The organism is Bacillus sp. 204(2023) (assembly GCF_037027505.1).
GTDB lineage: Bacteria > Bacillota > Bacilli > Bacillales > Bacillaceae > Bacillus > Bacillus subtilis.
In genome coordinates this window covers 92,471-114,140 of the sequence record NZ_JAXCHE010000008.1, presented here as the reverse complement: position 1 = coordinate 114,140, position 21,670 = coordinate 92,471, and the positions used below count along the sequence as shown (strand labels likewise).

General features: G+C 40.4%; 21 protein-coding genes, 4 pseudogenes and 1 riboswitch. Of the genes and pseudogenes, 15 read left to right on the top strand and 10 right to left on the bottom strand.

The window, feature by feature from the left end:
• The first annotated feature begins 69 nt into the window (after window positions 1-69).
• The 7 genes and pseudogenes from WA279_RS16255 (at window position 70) to WA279_RS16225 (ending at window position 3,586) form a co-directional block, all read left to right on the top strand.
• On the top strand, window positions 70-567 hold the full coding sequence (locus WA279_RS16255) for a hypothetical protein (RefSeq protein WP_336156001.1): 498 nt from the start codon (window positions 70-72) through the stop codon (window positions 565-567).
• A 104-nt stretch (window positions 568-671) separates the two neighbouring features.
• Window positions 672-905 (top strand): annotated as a pseudogene (locus WA279_RS16250) (hypothetical protein); the annotation flags it as partial.
• Window positions 900-1,053: pseudogene (locus tag WA279_RS16245) on the top strand (YoaP domain-containing protein); the annotation flags it as partial. The pseudogenes WA279_RS16250 and WA279_RS16245, both read left to right, overlap by 6 nt.
• A 39-nt stretch (window positions 1,054-1,092) precedes the next feature.
• Complete coding sequence (locus WA279_RS16240; protein WP_336156000.1) at window positions 1,093-1,248, top strand: hypothetical protein; 156 nt, start codon at window positions 1,093-1,095, stop codon at window positions 1,246-1,248.
• 24 nt (window positions 1,249-1,272) lie between these two features.
• On the top strand, window positions 1,273-1,761 hold the full coding sequence (locus WA279_RS16235; protein ID WP_336155999.1) for a DUF4944 domain-containing protein: 489 nt from the start codon (window positions 1,273-1,275) through the stop codon (window positions 1,759-1,761).
• 122 nt (window positions 1,762-1,883) lie between these two features.
• Window positions 1,884-3,062 (top strand): oxalate decarboxylase, encoded by a 1,179-nt coding sequence (gene oxdD, locus WA279_RS16230; RefSeq protein WP_336156056.1) that lies wholly within the window; start codon window positions 1,884-1,886, stop codon window positions 3,060-3,062.
• A 254-nt stretch (window positions 3,063-3,316) separates the two neighbouring features.
• Window positions 3,317-3,586 (top strand): hypothetical protein, encoded by a 270-nt coding sequence (locus tag WA279_RS16225; RefSeq protein ID WP_442894667.1) that lies wholly within the window; start codon window positions 3,317-3,319, stop codon window positions 3,584-3,586.
• Window positions 3,587-3,922: 336 nt separating this feature from the next.
• Here the strand turns inward: WA279_RS16225 and WA279_RS16220 are convergent, their stop codons facing one another.
• Both WA279_RS16220 and WA279_RS16215 read right to left on the bottom strand, forming a co-directional pair.
• Complete coding sequence (locus tag WA279_RS16220) at window positions 3,923-4,606, bottom strand: SOS response-associated peptidase (RefSeq protein WP_336155998.1); 684 nt, start codon at window positions 4,604-4,606, stop codon at window positions 3,923-3,925.
• A gap of 257 nt (window positions 4,607-4,863) precedes the next feature.
• On the bottom strand, window positions 4,864-5,901 hold the full coding sequence (locus tag WA279_RS16215) for a polysaccharide lyase family 1 protein (RefSeq protein ID WP_004399365.1): 1,038 nt from the start codon (window positions 5,899-5,901) through the stop codon (window positions 4,864-4,866).
• 172 nt (window positions 5,902-6,073) lie between these two features.
• On the opposite strand from WA279_RS16215, the gene WA279_RS16210 reads away from it, so the two are divergent.
• Both WA279_RS16210 and exlX read left to right on the top strand, forming a co-directional pair.
• The gene (locus tag WA279_RS16210) at window positions 6,074-6,751 is read left to right on the top strand and encodes a YoaK family protein (protein ID WP_336155997.1); all 678 of its coding nucleotides are present in this window, start codon (window positions 6,074-6,076) and stop codon (window positions 6,749-6,751) included.
• Between the two features lie 269 nt (window positions 6,752-7,020).
• On the top strand, window positions 7,021-7,719 hold the full coding sequence (gene exlX / locus WA279_RS16205) for an expansin ExlX (protein WP_336155996.1): 699 nt from the start codon (window positions 7,021-7,023) through the stop codon (window positions 7,717-7,719).
• Between the two features lie 36 nt (window positions 7,720-7,755).
• Here the strand turns inward: exlX and hpaB are convergent, their stop codons facing one another.
• Entirely contained in the window at window positions 7,756-9,207 is a 1,452-nt protein-coding gene (gene hpaB, locus WA279_RS16200) for a 4-hydroxyphenylacetate 3-monooxygenase, oxygenase component (protein ID WP_268555313.1), read from the bottom strand.
• A 334-nt stretch (window positions 9,208-9,541) separates the two neighbouring features.
• Here hpaB and WA279_RS16195 point away from each other — a divergent pair.
• Window positions 9,542-10,525: pseudogene (locus tag WA279_RS16195) on the top strand (methyl-accepting chemotaxis protein); the annotation flags it as partial.
• Window positions 10,526-10,776: 251 nt separating this feature from the next.
• Here WA279_RS16195 and WA279_RS16190 read toward each other — a convergent pair.
• Together WA279_RS16190 and WA279_RS16185 are read right to left on the bottom strand one after the other, a co-directional pair.
• On the bottom strand, window positions 10,777-11,070 hold the full coding sequence (locus WA279_RS16190; protein ID WP_014477001.1) for a YozQ family protein: 294 nt from the start codon (window positions 11,068-11,070) through the stop codon (window positions 10,777-10,779).
• Window positions 11,071-11,113: 43 nt separating this feature from the next.
• Entirely contained in the window at window positions 11,114-11,215 is a 102-nt protein-coding gene (locus WA279_RS16185) for a biofilm-forming protein (RefSeq protein ID WP_336155995.1), read from the bottom strand.
• A gap of 240 nt (window positions 11,216-11,455) precedes the next feature.
• Here WA279_RS16185 and WA279_RS16175 point away from each other — a divergent pair, with 240 nt between their 5' ends.
• Window positions 11,456-11,860: a UPF0715 family protein gene (locus tag WA279_RS16175; protein ID WP_159376836.1), complete on the top strand. Its 405-nt coding sequence runs from the start codon at window positions 11,456-11,458 to the stop codon at window positions 11,858-11,860.
• Window positions 11,861-12,231: 371 nt separating this feature from the next.
• Here WA279_RS16175 and WA279_RS16170 read toward each other — a convergent pair whose 3' ends face one another.
• A complete protein-coding gene (locus WA279_RS16170; RefSeq protein ID WP_085187581.1) occupies window positions 12,232-12,525 on the bottom strand; it encodes a hypothetical protein in 294 nt (97 codons plus the stop codon).
• Between the two features lie 13 nt (window positions 12,526-12,538).
• Window positions 12,539-14,635 carry a molybdopterin oxidoreductase family protein gene (locus tag WA279_RS16165; RefSeq protein WP_336155990.1) on the bottom strand — a complete coding sequence of 699 codons (2,097 nt, stop codon included), beginning with the start codon at window positions 14,633-14,635 and terminating at the stop codon, window positions 12,539-12,541.
• 147 nt (window positions 14,636-14,782) lie between these two features.
• Window positions 14,783-14,874: riboswitch (SAM riboswitch) on the top strand.
• Window positions 14,875-14,969: 95 nt separating this feature from the next.
• On the opposite strand from WA279_RS16165, the gene WA279_RS16160 reads away from it, so the two are divergent.
• From WA279_RS16160 to WA279_RS16150, 3 genes are all read left to right on the top strand, one after another.
• Entirely contained in the window at window positions 14,970-15,992 is a 1,023-nt protein-coding gene (locus WA279_RS16160) for a 2-hydroxyacid dehydrogenase (RefSeq protein WP_336155989.1), read from the top strand.
• 17 nt (window positions 15,993-16,009) lie between these two features.
• Window positions 16,010-17,473 (top strand): FGGY-family carbohydrate kinase, encoded by a 1,464-nt coding sequence (locus tag WA279_RS16155; RefSeq protein ID WP_336155988.1) that lies wholly within the window; start codon window positions 16,010-16,012, stop codon window positions 17,471-17,473.
• 96 nt (window positions 17,474-17,569) lie between these two features.
• Complete coding sequence (locus tag WA279_RS16150) at window positions 17,570-18,814, top strand: MFS transporter (protein WP_336155985.1); 1,245 nt, start codon at window positions 17,570-17,572, stop codon at window positions 18,812-18,814.
• Between the two features lie 79 nt (window positions 18,815-18,893).
• Here the strand turns inward: WA279_RS16150 and WA279_RS16145 are convergent, their stop codons facing one another.
• The 3 genes and pseudogenes from WA279_RS16145 to WA279_RS16135 all read right to left on the bottom strand — a co-directional run bounded on the left by WA279_RS16145 (window position 18,894) and on the right by WA279_RS16135 (window position 20,614).
• Complete coding sequence (locus WA279_RS16145) at window positions 18,894-19,427, bottom strand: GNAT family N-acetyltransferase (protein WP_335388571.1); 534 nt, start codon at window positions 19,425-19,427, stop codon at window positions 18,894-18,896.
• A 43-nt stretch (window positions 19,428-19,470) separates the two neighbouring features.
• A pseudogene (locus WA279_RS16140) lies at window positions 19,471-20,239 on the bottom strand (hypothetical protein).
• A 66-nt stretch (window positions 20,240-20,305) separates the two neighbouring features.
• Window positions 20,306-20,614, bottom strand: coding sequence for a DUF948 domain-containing protein (locus WA279_RS16135; RefSeq protein ID WP_021481395.1), 309 nt, complete (start codon window positions 20,612-20,614; stop codon window positions 20,306-20,308).
• A gap of 150 nt (window positions 20,615-20,764) precedes the next feature.
• On the opposite strand from WA279_RS16135, the gene WA279_RS16130 reads away from it, so the two are divergent.
• Window positions 20,765-21,481 (top strand): 3-ketoacyl-ACP reductase, encoded by a 717-nt coding sequence (locus tag WA279_RS16130; protein WP_015483302.1) that lies wholly within the window; start codon window positions 20,765-20,767, stop codon window positions 21,479-21,481.
• Window positions 21,482-21,670 lie beyond the last annotated feature (189 nt).

Below are 21,670 nucleotides of genomic sequence, written 5' to 3'. Positions count from 1 at the left end.
GAGCTTGTAGATTGCTCAAAATCAATTCTTTAAGGAACGGCCAGTGAAAAGGAAGGAGGGATAAATGAAGTGAAAAGGGTATTATTTTCTGTAATTGTTTTTACAGCAGTTGGATTTACGTTTTGCCAATCAAAAGCGCATGCCCTGACTTTTACGGTGTTGCCTATTACACAAAAAACAGACCAGTGGTCAGTAAAAGTAAGTGAAGCAAAAAATGCAAAGGAATTTGCGAGACCTCAAAAAGGAGAATATCAAGTATATTCCTTGGAAGTCAAAAATATAGGGGGAAAAGCAGCTACAGTGGATGTGCAATTGTATAGAAATGACCCTAATTCAATCACAAGGTTTTCACTTTTTGGATGCCCCGATGAAAATTGTGACAAACCAAAAGAAGATTCTAAAATGTTAGCTGAAAGTTTAAATGATGGCTCACCGCTGAAGTTCAATCATTTTATGCTGGCAGATAAGGCCTCTGAATTAGAGGTTGTCATTATTTGGACACAGAAGGGGCAAGAAGGACGCAATTTAAAACAGACCTTTAAATTCACTGAAGATGGCGTTAATTAGACAGTAAAGATGGAATGGCTTTGATGATTCGATCTCTTACTTTGCCTGAGGAAAAAACGAAAATAATTGTTGGAAAACCAATCATAGCTGAGTCAAATGTCAAAGTGACTGTGATTTATGACTATAGAGAAGAACCAGAGGAGGCTTTTTGGATACACTTATCCGATGGGAGTGAAATGTTTGTCGATGATCACAAAGTCTTTATTGAATACGAATAGAGACTTTGTGACTGACTGCGCATTTCAACTTAACATTTTACTGATAATGACAGTAACACCTAAACAAGTGCAGCCCGTTCATTATTAAAAAACTCTAATTTCGAAATTTTCAGAGTTCAATTTCAGTTAATTCAGTTATCATCGAAAGAAGAGGCACAAAAGTCACCAGCTATGGACAACTTTTAGCGTTTTTTTTGATGGGAGATTTGTGACTCACGAAATCATGAGTATAAATAAATTTGAAAAGTTACTTAATACACTAGCTTGATTTTTAATAATAAAAAGCCATTTTAAGGTTCTTGACTCAATGAAACAAAAAATGCATTTAAGAGCTGTTATACGTTTTAATCTTGTCTTTAGAGAGCGCTTTAATTTAAGTCAAAAGTTTAGACAGTCATCTGTTAGATCATTAGCCCTTTTTTATTTTCTTTTCAGTAACATTTTGATCATATTTTCCTACTAAAGAGTTAGGAAAGTGGGGAAAAACATGAGAAAAAAGAACAACATTAAGAAATGGCTATTGATCATTGCTGGATTCTTGATCATCTGCATCATCACATTATTTGTAATGGTGTCAGGAAACAAAGTGAAATATGAGGGCAGCGGGAAAAGCGGACTGTGGATGTCTAACCTTGAAAAATCAGGAAAAACTTCAATTGGACCTAATTACTTTTTGAATTTGTATTGGCAGGGGAGTAAGAAAGATGAGAAAAGAACTGTTGTTGAAAGAATTACTCTGTATGTAGATGGCGAAAAGTATCAAGATGATAACGTAGATGAGTACGACTTATCAGAGTACACAGGTGATGAAATGCCGGGTGGGGGACGCATGGAGGACCATATCGCCACCTTTGATTATATGCCTGAAGATGAAGTGATAGGACATGATGTATTATTGAAAGTGGAGTGGAAGACAGGCCAGAAAAAACAGACAGAAGAAATCAAATTACATAAGAAGCCATGGTATAAAAAATAGCTTATTTGATATGTTTGTGATCACATTCGTGGTCACTTTTTTATTTGCGGATTCCTAGGCACAGCAATCTAAGATTCTGCATAGGCTGAAATAAAATCATGTTCATTTTTAAAACGAGGTGCATGCTGTTGGAACAACAACCAATCAACCATGAAGCCAGAAACGTGCCGCAGCCTATTCGAAGTGATGGAGCTGGAGCTATTGATGCAGGCCCGCGAAATATAATGCGGGATATTCAAAATCCGAATATACTTGTTCCGCCTGTTACAGATGAGGGTATGATTCCTAACTTGAGATTTTCATTCTCTGATGCTCCCATGAAATTAGATCACGGCGGCTGGTCAAGAGAAATCACCGTAAGACAGCTTCCGATTTCAACTGCGATTGCAGGTGTAAACATGAGCTTAACTGCGGGAGGCGTCCGTGAGCTTCATTGGCATAAGCAAGCGGAGTGGGCTTATATGCTTTTGGGACGGGCACGTATCACCGCTGTTGACCAAGACGGACGAAATTTCATTGCTGATGTTGGTCCCGGCGACCTTTGGTACTTCCCAGCAGGAATTCCGCATTCCATACAGGGATTGGAACACTGCGAGTTTCTGCTCGTATTCGATGATGGAAACTTTTCTGAGTTTTCAACGTTAACCATTTCAGATTGGCTTGCACACACACCAAAAGACGTTCTGTCTGCAAATTTCGGTGTCCCGGAGAATGCTTTCAACTCTCTTCCGTCTGAGCAAGTCTATATTTACCAAGGGAATGTGCCAGGATCAGTCGCGAGTGAAGACATTCAGTCACCATATGGAAAAGTCCCCATGACCTTTAAACACGAGCTGTTAAATCAACCCCCAATTCAAATGCTAGGGGGGAGTGTACGAATTGTGGATTCTTCTAACTTCCCAATTTCAAAAACGATAGCCGCTGCACTTGTTCAGATTGAGCCTGGCGCGATGAGAGAGCTTCATTGGCATCCCAATAGCGATGAGTGGCAATATTATCTAACAGGACAGGGACGAATGACGGTATTTATCGGAAATGGGACTGCCCGCACATTTGATTATAGAGCAGGCGACGTTGGATACGTGCCTTCTAATGCTGGCCACTATATACAAAATACTGGTACAGAAACATTATGGTTTTTAGAAATGTTCAAAAGTGACCGCTATGCAGATGTGTCACTCAATCAGTGGATGGCATTGACGCCTAAAGAATTAGTGCAAAGCAATTTGAATGCTGGATCAGTCATGCTTGATTCTCTGCGTAAGGAGAAAGTGCCTGTTGTGAAATATCCCGGTACGTAAAGACGTAACAGATCACACAGCTTCCCTTCATATCTTTTTAAAGTAAATAGAGCTGAATTTTGGCCTGTGTTTTACCAAATCCCTATATATACGTTATGTAGGGTTTTTCTGCTTGAATCGTATTGTAATGAGCTTTAAAATGTTAATGTGGAAATGATAACCATTCGATAATGGGAATTCAATGGCCGATTTCTACCAGTTTGATTGGCTTTAAAGGAGGACAAGAATGAAAGTACTCATATTTTTAAACTGCTATTGGGAGCTCTATATTGGGGCGATGGTTAGGGATGCTGGATGATTCTTATGCTGTTGGCGATGCTTGGTTTATAGGTGTTTTAGCTGGATTGATTTCACTTCTATTATTGATTGACAGTCAAACGATGACAAAGAATTACATAGTAAGTTTAAGTACAATACCAGGCATTCTTGGAGTGGGATTTATATATTTTCCAGCTACATTTATCAACATATTATTAAGTATTACACTGGATAAACAAAAGAAAGAAGACCTTCATGTAAGATGAAAGAAATTTCATTTAATTCTTAGGAGGGAAAGTGTATGGATTTACCTCTATGGGCTTATATCATATTTGCAATCACAGGTGCGGCAGGTTTCATAAGTTTAATGTGGTTCAGTTTTTTTGCTGACAAAATAGAAAAGTGAAGCGATTTTATAAAAATGTAAACTATTTTATATGAAAGGGATAACATTGCTTATTTAAGTTTACATAATAAAATTATTTCAAACTGATGCTAAAAATAACTAGTTGATCTATGTACTAAATATTCATAATTACTAGAGGGATTGGCACCTAAGGAACAAAGCGATTTGACAAGTTCTTGCTAGAGAATTTCAATCACTACATATGATTTTCTGCATCAAGAAGCTCAGCTGAATTATTTTTGGGTGAATTTACTAATGATGAAACCTGGTATGCTTCCATGTCATCAGCATCATAAGGCAGCAGCAAACTTTGCAGATAATCAGGGCTTGTATTTTTGGGGTTAAGCCACTCCTTTTTATGATCATGGGCCAATATAACCGGCATTCGGTCGTGTATATCTTTCATGAACTCATTAGGCTCAGTTGTTATGATGGTGCAGGTATAAAGAGGATCTCCTTGATGTGTGCTCCACTTTTCATATAAGCCAGCAAACGCAAAAAGAGCAGATGATTTCAATTTGATCCGCATTGGGATTTTGGTTTTGGAATCAAGCCGTTTCCATTCATAAAAACTGTCTGCTGGTATGATGCAGCGTTTGCTGACAAGGGGTCTTCGAAAGGCCGGTTTCTCGGTAATGGTTTCGGCTCGAGCATTGATCATTTTATAACCGATATTTTCATCTTTTGCCCAAGGTGGAATAAGTCCCCATCTAAGCTTGCCTAAGCGATTATTTGATCCATCATTGATGATTGCAAGGATTTTTTGTGATGGTGCGACATTATAGCTTGGCTGGTATTCATCTTTAGGAAAAAATTGATCGATGTCAAACTGGTCAATAATATCATCAAATGCAGAGTACAAAGTAAACCTGCCGCACATATCCATCATCCTTTTTGGGGGTTTTTGAATAGTGTGTGGGACGAACGTTCATTTAATACAGGTCCAGAACAATGATTTCTTTTTACTTGTGATAAACTGGTATAATAAGAAAGCCATTTAAGAAGTTATTATGGAAAAAAACATATGCTTTTTAATTGGACCGAAGCTGGATCTTGATGGAGTTACAAGGATCGCTTAAAAATAGCCTATAAGTATAAAAAGAGGCACAGCGTTTTTAACGCAGGGCCTCTTTTATATCAGTAGCCAAATACCAGAGTTGTACTTTGTGATCCGGCATATTTCGTGACAAATTCCTTTGTATATTCCGGCGTTTGGACACGATAGCTATAGTTTGACCCGGGATTCCAAGAAGTCAGCGGAGAGGTTTGCTTGTTGAGTGATGGATAGCTGCCTATGTCTTTGAAATAACCAGTGCCCTTGTCGTCAAGGATGCCGCCTTTTTCACTGCCTTTCCCAAAGTAATTATATTCGGAATATATTTTTGCTTTTGTAGCAATTGTAATCGCCTGGTTAAAATTATTGCTGTAATTGTTTTTAACATGAAAGTAACCGTATCTCATCAGACCTGGGCCTCTAACATACAAGTTCTCAAAATAATTATTGGCGATTGTCATGTGGGGGTAGCCGTCATATTGATGCTGAGAATCATCCGGGTATCCTAAAATCAAACCGTATTTATGATTCGCAAATTTTGAGTTGCTGATCGTGATATAATCTGCGGATTTTCCGATATACACGAGTTTGTCCAAATCGCTTCCGCTTGCATTATAGCTATGACCTGAGAATGTGACGTGATCAATCCAATAGTTCATACCGGAATCTAAATAAAGCTGGATATCATTATTTCCGTTAATCTGCGGACTGTGTTCAAACGTTAAATTTTGAAAAATGACATTTCCAGAAGCTGATGAAGTTGTTAAATAAATATTTTTCAGCGTTTTTTTCGCGTAAGAGCCCACGAGTGTTTTATTTGAGCCAATGGTAACTGTTGTTTTCGCAGATGCGGAAAGATCATTTTGAAGCACTAAAATTTTCGGAGTGGATCCTCCTAGATGTGTTTTTAAATCATTTACGCTTTGAATGTAAACAATCTGCCCGTTTTTTCCACCCGTTGTGCCCGTTTTAGAAATGCCTTTTTCATTTTTGGCATTTCCGGCAAAACCTAAAAGGCCATTTGTTGAGGTATTCGGAAAATCGACTGCACCTAATGCTTTTCCAGGCAAGAGAACCAAAAACAAACTAAAGACGGTGAACCATAAACAAAGTCGTTTCATCACAATATGCTTCCTTTCAATTTTAATAATTTCCTTGCGGGGATTATTATTACAGTTAATGGAAAGGAATGATAGGTTCTATCTTCCTAATTAATGTTGGGTTACTTAAAAAATAGAGATTGCGCCAAAAGACATACTAACAATTGAAATAGAAGAAAGGATTGATACACCGTTGACTGCAGCAGCTTATCGAAACACCTTGCTATCACTTTTATGTTTAACAGCTGGAATCGTGGATGTAATCGGGTATTTAAGCCTGGGACATGTGTTCACAGCTAATATGACTGGAAACATTGTATTATTGGGGTTAGCTATCGGCAAATCCATTCAGGTCACTGTTTTTAATTCCTTGACTGCGCTAATCGGTTTTATATGCGGCGTGATCATTGCTACATTGATGGTCGGAAAGGCGGAAAATACCCTTTGGCCTTCTGCTGTGACAAAAGCCCTCGCACTTGAAGCATTCATTTTGTTTGTCTTTGCTTGTCTTTCTTTTTACCGGGCATTTGTTCCTGTGCACATTCTAATTATGCTCATGAGCATTTCTATGGGGATTCAAACTACAGCAGCAAAAAAACTGGGGATTGCAGGTATTTCTTCAACTGTGTTGACCGGCACTTTGGCTTCTCTTTTAGAGGATATATCCGGCCGTTTGTTTTTTAAGAAGCAAAAGAAGACTTTCTTAAGAGATACTGTGTTAAGAGCACTGGCTATTATTTTGTATTGTATAGGGGCTATTATTGTTGCTCTGGCTGAGCCTGATTTTTATCACTTCATTATTTGGGTTCCGATTGTGCTGATATTTGGCATTATGATGACAGCTAAGTTGAAACTGAGCGGGGAAAAATAGCTTTTCCTGTATAGCTGTTATCAGGCCAACAGCCTGTCTCATTTCGTTATTGTTATGCGAATTTTGAGAGGGAAAAATAAGACATTCGGCTGAAGTGCACATTCGTTCATTTGTATTGGCTTTTTCATAAGTACCTACATTTGATATATGAATGATAGTGAATTTGCCTTAAAATCATCTATGAATCTATTTCCTCTTTCAAACCAGATGGATTGAGTCTTATAATGATAATGATTCTCATTTGAAGTCTGGTTTGAGGAGGACCAAATATGAAAAAGATCATGAGTGCATTTGTTGGTATGGTTTTGTTGACGATCTTCTGTTTTTCCCCGCAAGCTTCGGCAGCATATGACGACCTGCATGAAGGTTATGCAACGTATACAGGGTCAGGTTATTCAGGAGGAGCTTTCCTGCTGGATCCCATTCCTTCCGATATGGAGATTACTGCAATAAATCCGGCGGATCTCAATTACGGAGGAGTAAAAGCGGCACTTGCCGGCTCTTATTTGGAAGTTGAAGGGCCAAAAGGGAAAACAACCGTATATGTTACCGATCTTTATCCCGAAGGCGCTCGGGGAGCTCTTGATCTGTCACCTAATGCCTTCCGTAAAATCGGCAATATGAAAGACGGAAAAATCAATATTAAATGGCGTGTTGTCAAAGCCCCAATCTCCGGCAATTTCACGTACCGGATCAAAGAAGGCAGCAGCAGGTGGTGGGCAGCAATCCAAGTCAGAAATCACAAGTATCCTGTGATGAAAATGGAATATGAAAAGGATGGTAAGTGGATCAACATGGAGAAAATGGACTATAACCATTTTGTGAGTACGAATTTAGGTACAGGCTCTCTCAAAGTCAGAATGACTGACATCCGCGGAAAAGTTGTGAAAGACACCATTCCAAAGCTGCCTGAAAGCGGAACGTCCAAAGCCTATACAGTACCGGGCCATGTTCAGTTTCCTGAATAAAAAATACGAAACAGCGGATCTTTTCCCGCTGTTTTTTCATTGTTCTGCATCTGCATGTAAAAATGTTTTAATCATGTTCAACTGCTCCTGCTTTGGATAACTGGTATACAGCCTGCTTGAAATCCGAATAGGATCTCCGAAAAAATATCTTTCGTAGTGAGTTTGTCTAGTTCCGAATGAACTCATTGTTAAATCCCATGCCAAACGGAAAATTTTCACACGTTCTTCAGCATTTGTATTGGTTGCTTGAAGATATTGGTCAAGATCTTCCCGTATCTCTGAGTCAAATGCATTTTCGGTAGGCAGTGTCACCATTCCGCTAGCTCCAATTAATTGTATGATTTCAGTAAATCGAGGATATAGCTTAGGGATGATCGTACTGATGACTTGAAGAGGAATTAAACAGGGGCGCATATAGCCGAATTCATCTAACTGAGCATCATTTTCCGATTTGTCAATGAGCGCTTTGATTGTTTCCAATCCCACAATGATTTCTGAGAGCTTTTCTTGGATGTGCTGATATTCGGAAACATTAATGGTGTCGACAAGAAGTTGTGCAACTCCTAATAGAAATTCAATTTTTATCATTTGCCTAATGACAACCTGGTGAAAGGTAAAGGCATGAAAAGAGCTTTTTGTCATAAAATCTTTAGCTGCTTCCACATTATCGTAAAAAAACACACGATTCCACGGCACTAACACATGATCAAAAACCACAATTGAATCCATTTCTTCATACCTGGAGCTTAAGGGATGATTAAAGGAAGAGTCGCTTAATACAAATGATTCTCTAGTGATGAATTTTACGCCTTTTGTATTAGAAGGGATTGAAAAAGCATAAGCTTCATCTGTTTCAAAGAAAAATTTAGGCGCTGAAAAAACCAAGATTTCATCGGTCAACCCGCCTTGTGTTGCAAGCAGACGTGCGCCATGAATCATTAAACCTTTTTCGGTTCTATCAATGACTTTAGCAGATATCGGTTTTTCACTTAGCCCAAAATAGGACTGTGACCGGTTCACTTGCGGAGTAATGAATGTATGGGTAAAAGAAAGGTCATGCTTAGCAGCTTGTTCATACATATCTAGTATATGTTCAGGAAAGCAATTCTCTTTATCTTTTAGAAGCTCCGCTGACGAAGCAAAGCTCATCATAACCGTATTCATGTAATCCGGACTTCTCCCCATCATTCCATGAGTATGTCTAGCCCAATGTTCAATCATGGTCCTTCTTTTTTTCAAATCATTTTTGGTTTTAGGTTGGAGATAGGAAAGGCCGATTCGATCATCATCTCCAGGAAGGCAATAAGTCATTTCATGTATTAACTCATCCTTTGTTTGCAATTCATAAAGTGAGCTTTTTGTTTTGATTATTCCTTTAAATGCAGGATGCTCAGAAATGTTACCCTTTATTTTTTCGCCATCATACCATATTTCGTTTTCTAGTTTATTCAATCGGTCAATGAATTCTTTACCATTGATGATCCCCATTTAAGTTTCGCTCCTTCATATTATGCTGCGTATTGTATTATATTTTCGAGAAAACAGCCGGTTCAGCCAATTTGAGGTGGGAAAAGCCTTTTTTGTATGCCTAATAGAAAATGAGAATAAGAGTGACTTATACGACAAAAGACACCCAATTTTTCTTGAAGCCTTTCTGAAGATTTAGAGCCGTAAAGAATTTGCTTATTCATATGAAAATAGCACTATAAAACTTGATAACACGTGTCGATATTATGGACATGAGCGTAAGCGAATTGGATTCAAACGCGCTTGAACATATTTTATTTCAGCCATTACATTGTGCGGAAAGGGAAAACGACACATGAAAGTGAAAACAAAATTGCTGGGGATTATATCAATATTAGTTGTTTCAATTATTGGAATTGGAGGCTCCTCAGTATTTATGATTTCTTCTACTGTGAAAAAGAATGAAGAACTTAAAGACAAAATGGAATTCCAAAAAGAGATAAAACACATCCAATATGAATTGACCGGGTTATCAAATGATGAAAGAGGCTTCTTGATTACCGGAGACAAAGAATACGACGAGGGTATGAAGGAAAAAGCAGACGATGTCTTAAAGAGCCTTGACCGGGTTAATGACTTGATTGATGAAGAGAAGTATCAATCCAATATTGAAGACATTAAGACAAGTTTTACTCAGTATAGAGCTTTGAATCAGCAGGTAGTAACAGCCTACTCTTCAAATCCTAAAAAAGCAGAAACCATCCATTTTGGAGAAGAAAGAACATTAAGAAAAGAAGTCGTAGATCCGGCTGTCAATAAGCTGTCTGATCGCCTGGATCAAGAGGTAGAGGATCTAAAGGATGAAATAAGGGGCAATGGGAAAATGAGTCAATCGCTCATTATCATTGTCACAGGGATATCAGTAATATTAGGCATTGTTCTAAGCATAATGCTGTTAAAGTCCATTATGGTGCCACTAAGAAGCATAAATAAGCAGCTGGAGGAAATTGCACACGGCGACGCTGATTTAACCAAAAAAGTCATTGTGAAAAATAAAGATGAATTTGGCCAGCTTGCCCAATCGTTTAATTCTTTTACTCATTCATTAACTCAAATTGTGAAGCAGATCAGCAGCTCATCTGAACAAGTCGCCGCTTCCTCCGAAGAATTATCGGCAAGCGCGGAAGAATCGAAATCAACATCTGAACATATTTCACGAGCCATGCAGATGGCTGCCGACAGCAATGTGAAGCAAAGCTCAATGACAGAAAAGAGCGCAGAATCCATCACTGAATTATTAGACAGTATATCATCAGTCGCTTCAAATACAGGGAACATACGTCAGCAAATACAGAAGCGGTTGCAAAATCATCAGAGGAACAGCTACATTCAATGGAGGAAATCTCCTATGCCGCAGAATCTCTATCTCAGTTGGCAGAAGAGCTTCAAACCGTCATTAATCGTTTTAAATATTAAACAGGCTACTTACGTGCAACCCCCATCTTATTCGGTGGGGGTTTGCTACTTTACTGTGGTTGTTTCTACAAATAGAGCTAACTGACTTCTTTTAAGTTAGCTCCGTTTGTATGGCTAGTCCAAATTTTGATCGATCGTTCCTTCAAAATAGTCATCGCTCACCTGTTCGTGAGTTTCAGCCAATCCTTTTTCTAATTGCGTGCTTCCTTTATAATCTGAGGGCTCAAAGTATTTCCCGGCAACATCTGTTGTGTCATTTTTGTTTTCTTTGTTATGAGTTTGTGTTTCAGTGTTTACACTTTCTGTCTCAGTATTGCTGCTTATAGATTGCTGAAAATCATATTCCTTGTCTAATGAAGAAAATCTTTTATAATCATCAGGTCTGTCTGCACCGTTTTTTTGAGTCACTTTACTTCCTCCAGATTATTGATATTTTAGTGGGGGTAAGAACTTATTTCGTTCTTTTAGGATCATCTGCTTTAAAAGCTGTTTCAGTCTCATGGTCATTTCTCATTTGTTCAATACTTGAATTTTGAATTCCCTTTTTACTCATTGGTTTCACTCCTTTACGAAAAGTGTTGAATATCAACTCTTCTTATTTTGTCTGTTGATCAGGTATTCATTCACTTTTTTCATTCGCGCTTTGGCCAATCAGGAGAGGTATTTTCATGCCAGTCGTATTATTTAATAAAAAGTCGTATTTTTGAAACCTTTTATCATCGCATTGTTAATACAAAGGTTGTGATTTTATACTAACAGCACTGTGAATAAATCAAACAAGGGGGGTGAAAAAATGAAAAAAATCGCATCATATTATTTAATGACATTAGGGCTATCCAGCCTTACATTTGGTTTGTTTTTAGGGCTTTATTCTTTCGTTATGTATGGCGATATGATAATTGCATTGTTTACGGCAGCAATTGCTTTATTATACGGTTTTGTGGTGTATGGCCTTTTTGCTGTTCCGCTCCAAATGAAGTTGCAGAAAAAAGCGAGAACATTCAATGTCATGTACCTCTTGATTTACAGTGTGGTTGCTTTTATCGCAGCTTTCCTGTTTTTTGTTATCAATGAACCTGCGTCAATAGCATGGACATTGCAATCGTACTTTTATTATATGTTAAGTATTGCGGCTGCAGTAATTTACTGGTTATGGGATTCTCTGATCCTTTATAAACGTACAGCTTCCGGTGTATAGGCTGATTTTTACCAATCGGAGAAATATGGAGGTTCAATAAAAATTCAGGATCTAAAAGCTTTAGGTTTCATATTTTTTTTTAAAAATCCTCCGCGGATAAAGGCGCAGTATGGGGGCATAATGAGAGCACACATTCGAACCGAATAGATTTTCTAAGTGTTTTACGATACATACGTTCATCAAGATCATCACGTCATCGGAATATAAAAACTATTGTTTTGAAACGGGCATCTCGAGCCGTTTGAGGAAAGAACATAGATGGTGGTTTATCGTTTTATCAGCGCTTATAAAACAAAGTTTTGGTGGCGGTCAATCCATACACCTAAACAGAGGAGAGCGTGACAATGAATCTCGCTCTCCTCAGATTTGTTTTATTCACCCTGATGTTTTTCAACTAATGTGAATGTCCAATCTTTTAACATATGTTTCTGGACATATTTTTTTCCGTTTATTTCGATGTAAGGCAGGTCTGCCATGTCTCCAGCTAACTGTTTTGCTTCAGTCGTTGTTATTCCTAAAAAAAGTCCGATGTAAAAGTAAATATCCCGTTCTTTTATTAGCAAGATATCATTTTGTTCATTACCTTTGGTTTGGTTCCTCTGCTTTAAGCCTTCACCGATAAAATATCCAGCCAAAGCAATACCAATTCCTAAAAAAACGTCCATGTGTATGCCTCCATTATGTCGATGTTATGTTATACGGGCTTGGCATACTAGGGGTTTCATTATTTTTTCGAACCTTTTCAATCTGTACACGGCCTGAAAAAAAGGTGGCGCCGCCTCCCATATCGGACAGCCGGTCTGGGGTTAGCGCGTTTACAAGCTGTTTTTTTCCTTGCTCATCTGCCCATAATCCTTGGCTGACAACGACACCTGGCAGTACTTGTTCTCCGACTGATGCGGTCAGCTCACATTCTCCCCGGCTGTTCCAAACTCGTACAGGAGCCCCATCAACGATTCCATGTTCTTCAGCATCTTTTGTGTTGATAAAGAGCTTTGGCGTCTTTTCGAGTTTGATGTGTTTTTCATTGTTTGAAAACGTTGAGTTTAAGAAATTATGGTTTGGCGCCGGAACATACATAAACGGATGTTCATTATCGGTTACAAGAGGCGTAAATGTCGGTAAAGCCGGGAAGCCAGCTTGTTTCATTTGTTCTGAATATAATTCTATTTTTCCGCTTGGCGTTGGAAGTTTGCCAGGAAACAGCGGTTTATTGCGTTTCGCTTTCATAAATGAATGCTTAGTAAGCGAATCGTAATTAATCTCTGCCAAATGCGGATTATCTGGATGGTCAAGCGCTTGGCGGATTAATTCTTCATCTGAATCCTTGAGCTCCTGGTCTGTGAATCCCATTGCTTCAGCCAGTAATCGGAACACCTCAGTGTTAGACTTGCTTTCTCCATAGTTCTCAATCACCGGCTGCTGAAGCTGAATGTAATGGTGCCAGTAGGAAGTGTAAAAATCAGTGTTCTCAAAAGCGGATGTTGCAGGCAGTACAATGTCCGCATATGCAGCCGTTTCCGTTAAAAACAAATCATGAACCACAGTAAACAAGTCTTCCCGCAGCAAGCCCTGTCTGACTTTGTTTGCTTCGGGCGCGACGACGGCAGGGTTTGTTCCGTAAATAAATAGAGAGCGGATAGGCGGATCTGTTTCCAAAAGCACCTTGCCAAGCTGATTCATATTAAACGACCTCGGTGTGCGTCCTTTCAATAAGTCGGGCCGCTGCAAGGCATTTGTGTTATATTCTAAAATTCCGCTGTTATGCTTAATTGCGCCGCCCCCTTTATGCAGCCATTGGCCGGTGATCGCCGGAAGACAGGCAATCGTCCTTACAATCATCCCGCCGTTATCGTGATGCTGGGGTCCGTTTCCGATTCTGATAAAAGAAGGGGAGGTTTCCCCGTACATTTTTGCCAGTCGGTAAATATCTTCGGTACTGACACCGGTGATCGTCGATACCTTTTCAGGATCATATTGTTTCACGTGTTCACGGAGCTCTTCATAGCCAACCGTGTACTCGGACAGAAATGCTTCATCATGAAGGTTTTCTTTAAATAAAATGTGCATGATGCCAAGAGCAAGTGCACTGTCGGTTCCCGGTTTTATTGGGATAAACCAATCTGCAAGACGTCCTGTTTGATTTTTATGCACATCGATCACGACAATTTTGGCACCTTGTTTTCGCGCTTTTTGGGCGATCGTAATTTGGTGCATATTTGTGCTGACCGCGTTGATTCCCCAAAAAATAAATAGTTTTGTATGAACGGTTTCCTCAGGATCGATTCCCGCGCTTATGCCCATTGTATATTTATAGCCTTCAGATCCCGCTTTGCTGCAAATCGTCCGTTCAAGCTGGCTTGACCCCATGCGGTAAAAAAAGCGGCGGTCCATTCCTTCAGCTGTCAATTTCCCCATATTTCCGTAAAAGCTGTAAGGAAGTATGCTTTCAGCTCCCTCTGCATCAATCAGCTGTTTCCAGCGGGAGGTGATCGTATCGATTGCCTCTTCCCAGGAAATCGGTTCAAATATCGCTTGGCCTTTCGCACCTGTTCGTTTGAGCGGTGTAGTCAGCCGCTTTTCATCATATATGCGCTCCGTCATATTCCGGACTTTGTTGCATATGTTTCCGGCTGTGACAGGATGATCAGGGTCTCCTTGCATTTTTACGATTTTCCCGTCTTTTTTATGTATTAACAATCCGCACTGATCCGGGCAGTCCAGCGAGCAAACGGATTTGAAAATGCCGTTTTGTTGTGTGGCAAAAGATTTCATGGCCCAGTTCCTCTCTCTAGTTAGATATTTTGTAAGAATTATAACATTTCGGATGATAACGTCAATTCTGAAAAAAGAGATTGACATCAATCTGAGACTTCTTTATGATAAACGTATTCTTCATTCTGAAAATTACATACTCAACATTTTCTATCCAGAGAGGTGGAGGGACTGGCCCTATGAAACCTCGGCAACATTATTGTGCCAATTCCAGCAAGCGCTAGCTTGAAAGATAGGAAAGCAAGGTTTATACCGGCGTCTGCCTGTAACAGAGCGCGCCTATATATGAATCTCTTTCCATCTTTGGAAAGAGATTTTTTTATGAAAAAATACGATGAAAAGGATGTTTTGCACCATGACGGTTTTGGTTACAGCACCGTACAAAGAAGAAGGACGAAAAGAGCTAGAAAACTTGTTTGGCTCAGTTGCTTATCAATCTTGGAAGGAACAAGGCCGGGCATATCGGGAAGATGAACTCATTCAGCTGCTAAAAGCAACAAATGCGACAGGCTTGATTACTGAGCTTGATCAGGTAACAGCCAGCGTATTTGCTTCTGTTCCCGAACTTTCATTTGTCGGTGTTTGCAGGGGAATGCCCTCCAATGTGGATGTGGCAGCTGCCTCAAAAAGAGGCATACCTGTTTTTTATACACCAGGGCGGAATGCACAAGCTGTTGCTGAAATGTTTATTGGAAATGTGATTACCTTTCTCCGCCATACCATCGTCTCCAATCAATGGCTGAAGGATGGAAAGTGGGACAGTGATTACCTACAGGCTTATGTCAAATTTAAAGGAAATGAATTATCAGGAAAAACGGTTGGCATGATTGGGTTCGGGGCGGTTGGTCAAAGGATTGCAAAACTGCTGACTGCGTTTGACTGTAAAATAAAGTATTACGATCCATTCATTCAAGACGATCATCCGCTGTATGAAAAAGTATCTCTTAAAACGGTGTTTTCAGACAGTGATATCGTTTCTGTCCATCTGCCTCGTACTGAGGAAACACTTGGACTTATTGATCGGAAGTATTTTGATCTGATGAAACAGAGTGCGATTTTCGTCAATACTTCAAGAGCAGTTGTTGTAAACCGTGAAGATCTTTTATCTGTATTAAAAGAACATAAAATCAGAGGTGCGATATTAGACGTTTTTTATCATGAACCTCCAGAGGAATCAGATTATGAATTGATTTCATTGCCTAATGTTCTGGCAACACCGCATCTCGCTGGAGCAACATTTGAAGTGGAGGATCATCACGTGACGATACTGAATAAAGCCCTCAAAAAGTGGAAGGGTGAAAAAACTCTCAATATTCCGACAATGTATAACAAGGACGAACTGAAAACAGGGGTATAAGAAAGGAGGCTAACAGAATGAAAAAACAAAAAGGCTATCTCGTTTTTGATATTGGCACAGGCAATGCGAGGGTAGCGGTCGCGAGTGTAACCGGCAGTGTTTTAACAGTTGAACGGGAGGACATCGTATATTCCACAGAGACGCTTTACCCGGACAGCCGTTATTTTTCTCCTCAGGTGCTGTGGAAGCAGGTGATGAATTTGGCAAAACGTGCGCTATCCCGTTCGCATGATATTGACATCATTGGTTTGACATCAACGAGCCAAAGACAGGGGATTGTTTTGATTGATCAAAACGGCAATCCTTTTCTCGGGCTGCCGAACATCGACAACCGCGGCCGAGAGTGGGAGGCGAGCATTCCCGATCGGGAAGAGATATACAGCCGCACAGGCCGCCTGCCAACCGCACTTTTTTCCGCGCTCAAGCTTTATGGATTAAAACAGCGCCAGCCCTCTTTATGGGAAAAGACTGCAAGCTTTACTAGCATCAGTGATTGGGTGACGTACCAACTGAGCGGAAGATTAACATATGAACCATCACAGGCAACAGAAACCCTGCTGTTTGATGTGAAGCAAAACACTTGGTCAGAAGAGATGTGCGACATATTCGGCTTTTCTCCATCTATCCTTCCGCCTCTTGTAAGAGCGGGAACAGCAATTGGAACGATAGCAAATGAATATGCATCCGAATTAGGCCTTTCAATAAATGCTAAGGTTATAGCAGGGGGCGGGGATACACAGCTGGCTGTCAAAAGCACCGGAGCTGGACTTGAGGACATTGTCATTGTATCAGGGACAACAACGCCAATAACCAAAATTACTGCGGATCATGGCGACACAAAACATAAAGCCTGGCTGAACTGTCATACAGATCAAGGGCATTGGCTTGTGGAAACGAATCCGGGAATTACCGGCTTGAATTATCAAAAATTAAAACAGATTTTTTATCCGAATGAAACGTACGAAGTAATGGAGGAGGAGATTTCTGCACTTGCAAAAGAAGACCATGCATGTGTAGCGGCTCTCGGCTCTTATTTATCGGATGAAAAGAATGCATTAACGAGAGGCGGTTTTCTTTTTGATGCCCCGCTGTCAGCACATTTAAAGAGGGCACATTTTGTACGTGCAGCGCTAGAAGAAATCGCATTTTCAATCAAATGGAACTTTGACATTTTAACAGAGGTTACTCCGTTTGAACGTGACTATGTTTGGGTGTGCGGAGGGGGATTCCAAAGCAAAGCGCTCACTCAATATATCGCGGATCTTCTTCAAAAAAAGGTCTATGTCCAAGAGGGATATCATCAGGCATCTGTCGTTGGTGCTGCAGTCATTTGCAATGAAACCTTTCAATTAACGGAGGAGGTGTCAGCAAATGTCCGGGTGATTGAACCGAAGGACTGTCAGACAGAATTGGCTTTATATGAGAAATGGAAGCAAACACAGCGCTTTTTTTCAGGTTCAGAAAGCAAAGTATTGATTTAAGGCGGCAGCATTTTTGCTGTTTTGAGGAATCATTTAATTTTCAACTTTAATAAGGTAATACGGTAATGGATATAAGCATCTAAGGAGGAGACAGATATGTTGGATAAAATAGGAATACCGAAGCGGCTTGCCTGGGGATTTTTAGGGGTTGTTTTGTTTATGATGGGAGATGGCCTTGAACAAGGCTGGCTCAGTCCTTTTTTGATCGAAAACGGGCTCACCGTTCAGCAGTCCGCTTCTATTTTTAGTATATACGGAATTGCGCTTGCCATAGCTTCCTGGTTTTCGGGTGTATGTCTCGAAGCATTTGGCGCAAAACGAACGATGTTTATGGGGCTGTTGTTTTATGTGATCGGTACAGCTGCTTTTATCGTATTTGGATTTGAACAGCTGAACCTGCCTGTGATGTATGTGACTTACTTCGTAAAAGGGTTAGGTTACCCGCTTTTCGCTTATTCTTTCTTGACATGGGTCATTTACAGAACACCGCAAAGCAAACTGAGCACTGCTGTCGGCTGGTTTTGGATAGCATATTGCCTCGGCATGTTTGTGTTCGGCGCTTGGTACTCAAGCTACGCGATCAAAGCGTTCGGTTATTTGAATACGCTTTGGAGCTCTATTTTCTGGGTATGTCTCGGTGCATTTTTTGCATTGTTTATCAATAAAGACCGTTTTGTAAAGAAGAAAAGAAAAAGATCAGAAACAGCCGAGGAGCTTTTAAAAGGGGTTACGATTTTATTTACAAATCCACGCGTGCTTACAGGCGGAATCATCAGAATCATCAACAGCATTGGTACATATGGTTTTCCAGTCTTTTTGCCGATGCACATGGCCCAGCATGGAATTTCAACCAATGTGTGGCTGCAAATTTGGGGAACGATTTTCCTGGGGAACATTGTGTTTAACCTTATCTTTGGTATTGTCGGCGATAAATTCGGCTGGAAAAATACTGTTATTTGGTTCGGCGGAGTCGGCTGCGGCATTTTCACCCTCTTATTATACTACGCACCTGTTTTCTCCGGCGGAAGCTTAGCGGTTGTCAGCGTGATCGGCTTTATTTGGGGCGGTTTGCTGGCAGGCTATGTGCCGATTGGTGCAATTGTGCCGACGGTGGCAGGAAAAGATAAAGGGGCAGCCATGTCTGTATTGAATTTGGCTGCAGGTTTATCAGCGTTTGTCGGCCCTGCACTCGCTTGGCTGTTCATCGGTCTCGTCGGCGCGCAAGGCGTCGTCTGGATCTTTGCGGTCCTTTACCTTGCAAGTGCGGTCTTGACGAAATGTATTCATATACCTGAGGAAAAAGCAGTTAAGGAGGAAGCATCTCCTCAATATGCATCTTAATTAGAAAGCGCCCTGTTTGAGGGGCGCTTTTTTATCTTTTTAAAGGAAAAGGGATGTGGCACAAACCAAGAGAATACCGTCATTCTCTTGGTTTCACAATAGAGTACACATTTGTATCATATGGAGTCCCATTTTGATACATGTACTGTCTTAAAACGCCTTCTTTTTGAAACCCCATTTTTAGAAGCAGACGATTTGATGCTTCATTATCGGTAAATACAACTGCGCCAATACGCGACAGTCCAAGGGCAGAAAATCCGTAAGATACGACCTTTGAAATGACTTCTGATGCAAATCCGTTTCGCCAATGCTCCGGGATGATTTCATAACCGATTTCCGCGCGCCTATGCTTTTGGGCCAGAGCGTGAAAGCCTATTGTTCCGATCAGTTCTTTAGTGTCCCGTCTTTCAATTCCCCACCGTATACCGCGTTTTTCTTGATAGAGGGCAGCAAACGTTTGAATCATTGAAATGGCCTGTTCTATAGATTCCATGTTTTCAAGCCCATAATAGCGTGTCACCTCATCGTTTGAGAAACAAGCAAAAATGGCTTCCACATCCTGATCTGTGATTTGCCTAAGTGTAAGCCGATCGGTTTCTAATATAGGAAACATTCAACCACTCCCCGCGTTTGTGTCTTTGTTTATCATATCCCTTTTATTTCCTCTTTTCTATAGTGAAATCAACCAATGCAGCAAAGGAACGAATTTGTGTTTCTAGTTGCTCTTTGTTTTTGTTGAATTGTTTCAAACGATGGCCGTTCGCGCCTGATGGATGGGGAAAGCCATTAAGGCAAATCAAATTCTGGAGGCTGTGCTGTCTGATCAATGTTTCACATACTGTTTCGGCCGCTTTTCCTAACGGAATGAGAAGAGCTGGTCCCGTCACATGGTTAAGCTCCGCAGGGAAGTGCCCAAAAGCATAAGTGCTAGATAGGAGAATGAGTGATAGCCGGTTTGTATCCGGTATAGTTTTTTTGCTGGATAAAGACAGGATATTTAATAACGGAAGTTGTATGGAGCATATGCCGTAATTCTCCAAAAAGCTTTGCGGCGCTTTGAATGCCGAAAGCTTGCGGCAGCCCGCATAAATCCAGCATGGTGATAAGGTTATGTCTCATCGATCCGGAGAAACCCGCTGCTATTTTTGTATCTACCGCCATTTGCTCAAGAGTGCGGCCTTGCCGCAGACTTTCGACTGCTGTTTCGTACGCTGTTTTCATCTGGGAAAAACCCGGCGTGATCCCGGCAATCACAATCGTAGCAGTCCGATTGATATATTCATTATGAGGTGAATAGTAGATGTCAAGTTCATTTTCTTGATGAAGATGAAATGAAGAAATAAGTAAATCCGACTTTGTAAGTGAAGAGGGAAGAGAATGTAGTTTTTCTGCGAACTCCTTTAAGCAACTGTGGTTTACAATCATGCGAAAGCCTCCTCAAAAAATGATATCCCATTGTCCATTCTGATCGAAACAACGGGATATCATTCATCATGACCTGCTATTTAAATGGCCAGCCTGCCACACCTCTTTAACAGCTTTAGGAACTTCTTTTACTTCAGCTGCGGTCTGCTGAAACGCGGATTTTTTCATTTGGACATCCTGCTGAATCTTCTTTTGTTTTTGCGTCAGCAGCTCTGTTTCTGTTTTTAATCCTTCGATTTGTTTTTGCATAGCCTGCGTAACAGAGGAAAGCTCCTTTAGTGCAGGGTCCATTTTTTTCTTGTTTTGAATCACGGTAACTCCTAAGAAGATAATAGAAACTGCTAATACTGCAAGACTGATATAAACAATAATCATATGTTCACTCCTTTTCTTATGTCATTACCCTGTATCCGTTTTTTTAATCAGAAGAAATGATATTTACACAGTTCGTTTGATTTGCGTATTGGATGTATTGTACTTATAATGTGATATCGTACATATGTAAACAAAGAAAGGGTGCTTCAATTGCAAAATTTACAACATAAAACTGCACTAATCACAGGCGGAGGCAGAGGAATTGGCCGCGCTACTGCTTTGGCGCTTGCCAAAGAAGGCGTGAATATCGGGTTAATTGGCCGGACTTCCGCTAATGTAGAAAAAGTGGCTGAAGAAGTCAAAGCGCTTGGTGTAAAAGCTGCATTTGCTGCTGCAGATGTAAAAGATGCCGATCAGGTTAACCAAGCTGTAGCTCAAGTGAAGGAACAGCTCGGTGATATCGATATTCTCATTAATAATGCCGGCATCAGCAAATTTGGCGGTTTCTTAGATCTGTCAGCCGATGAGTGGGAAAATATTATTCAAGTCAACCTAATGGGTGTGTACCATGTCACGCGCGCGGTGCTTCCGGAAATGATCGAACGCAAAGCCGGAGACATCATTAATATTTCGTCTACAGCGGGTCAAAGAGGAGCTGCTGTAACAAGTGCTTACAGCGCTTCTAAATTTGCCGTTCTCGGGTTAACAGAGTCTCTTATGCAAGAAGTGAGAAAACATAATATCAGAGTCAGCGCGTTAACGCCGAGCACTGTCGCTAGTGATATGTCTATCGAATTGAACTTAACAGACGGTAATCCTGAAAAAGTTATGCAGCCTGAGGATCTTGCTGAGTACATGGTGGCACAATTGAAATTAGATCCTCGTATTTTCATCAAAACAGCGGGATTATGGTCAACAAATCCTTAAAAATGAAAACCTGTCTTTCGACAGGTTTTTTTATTTGAATGAAATCCGTACCGGTAAAATGCGATATGCAAACCCTGGCAATCGTTTAAATTGAAGATAGCAGTGAATGCAGGCTATAATAGAACTAATAAAACTATGTACCAAATGTTCAGTTGGAATTTATTTTTTCCGCTACACCTATAATCAGTA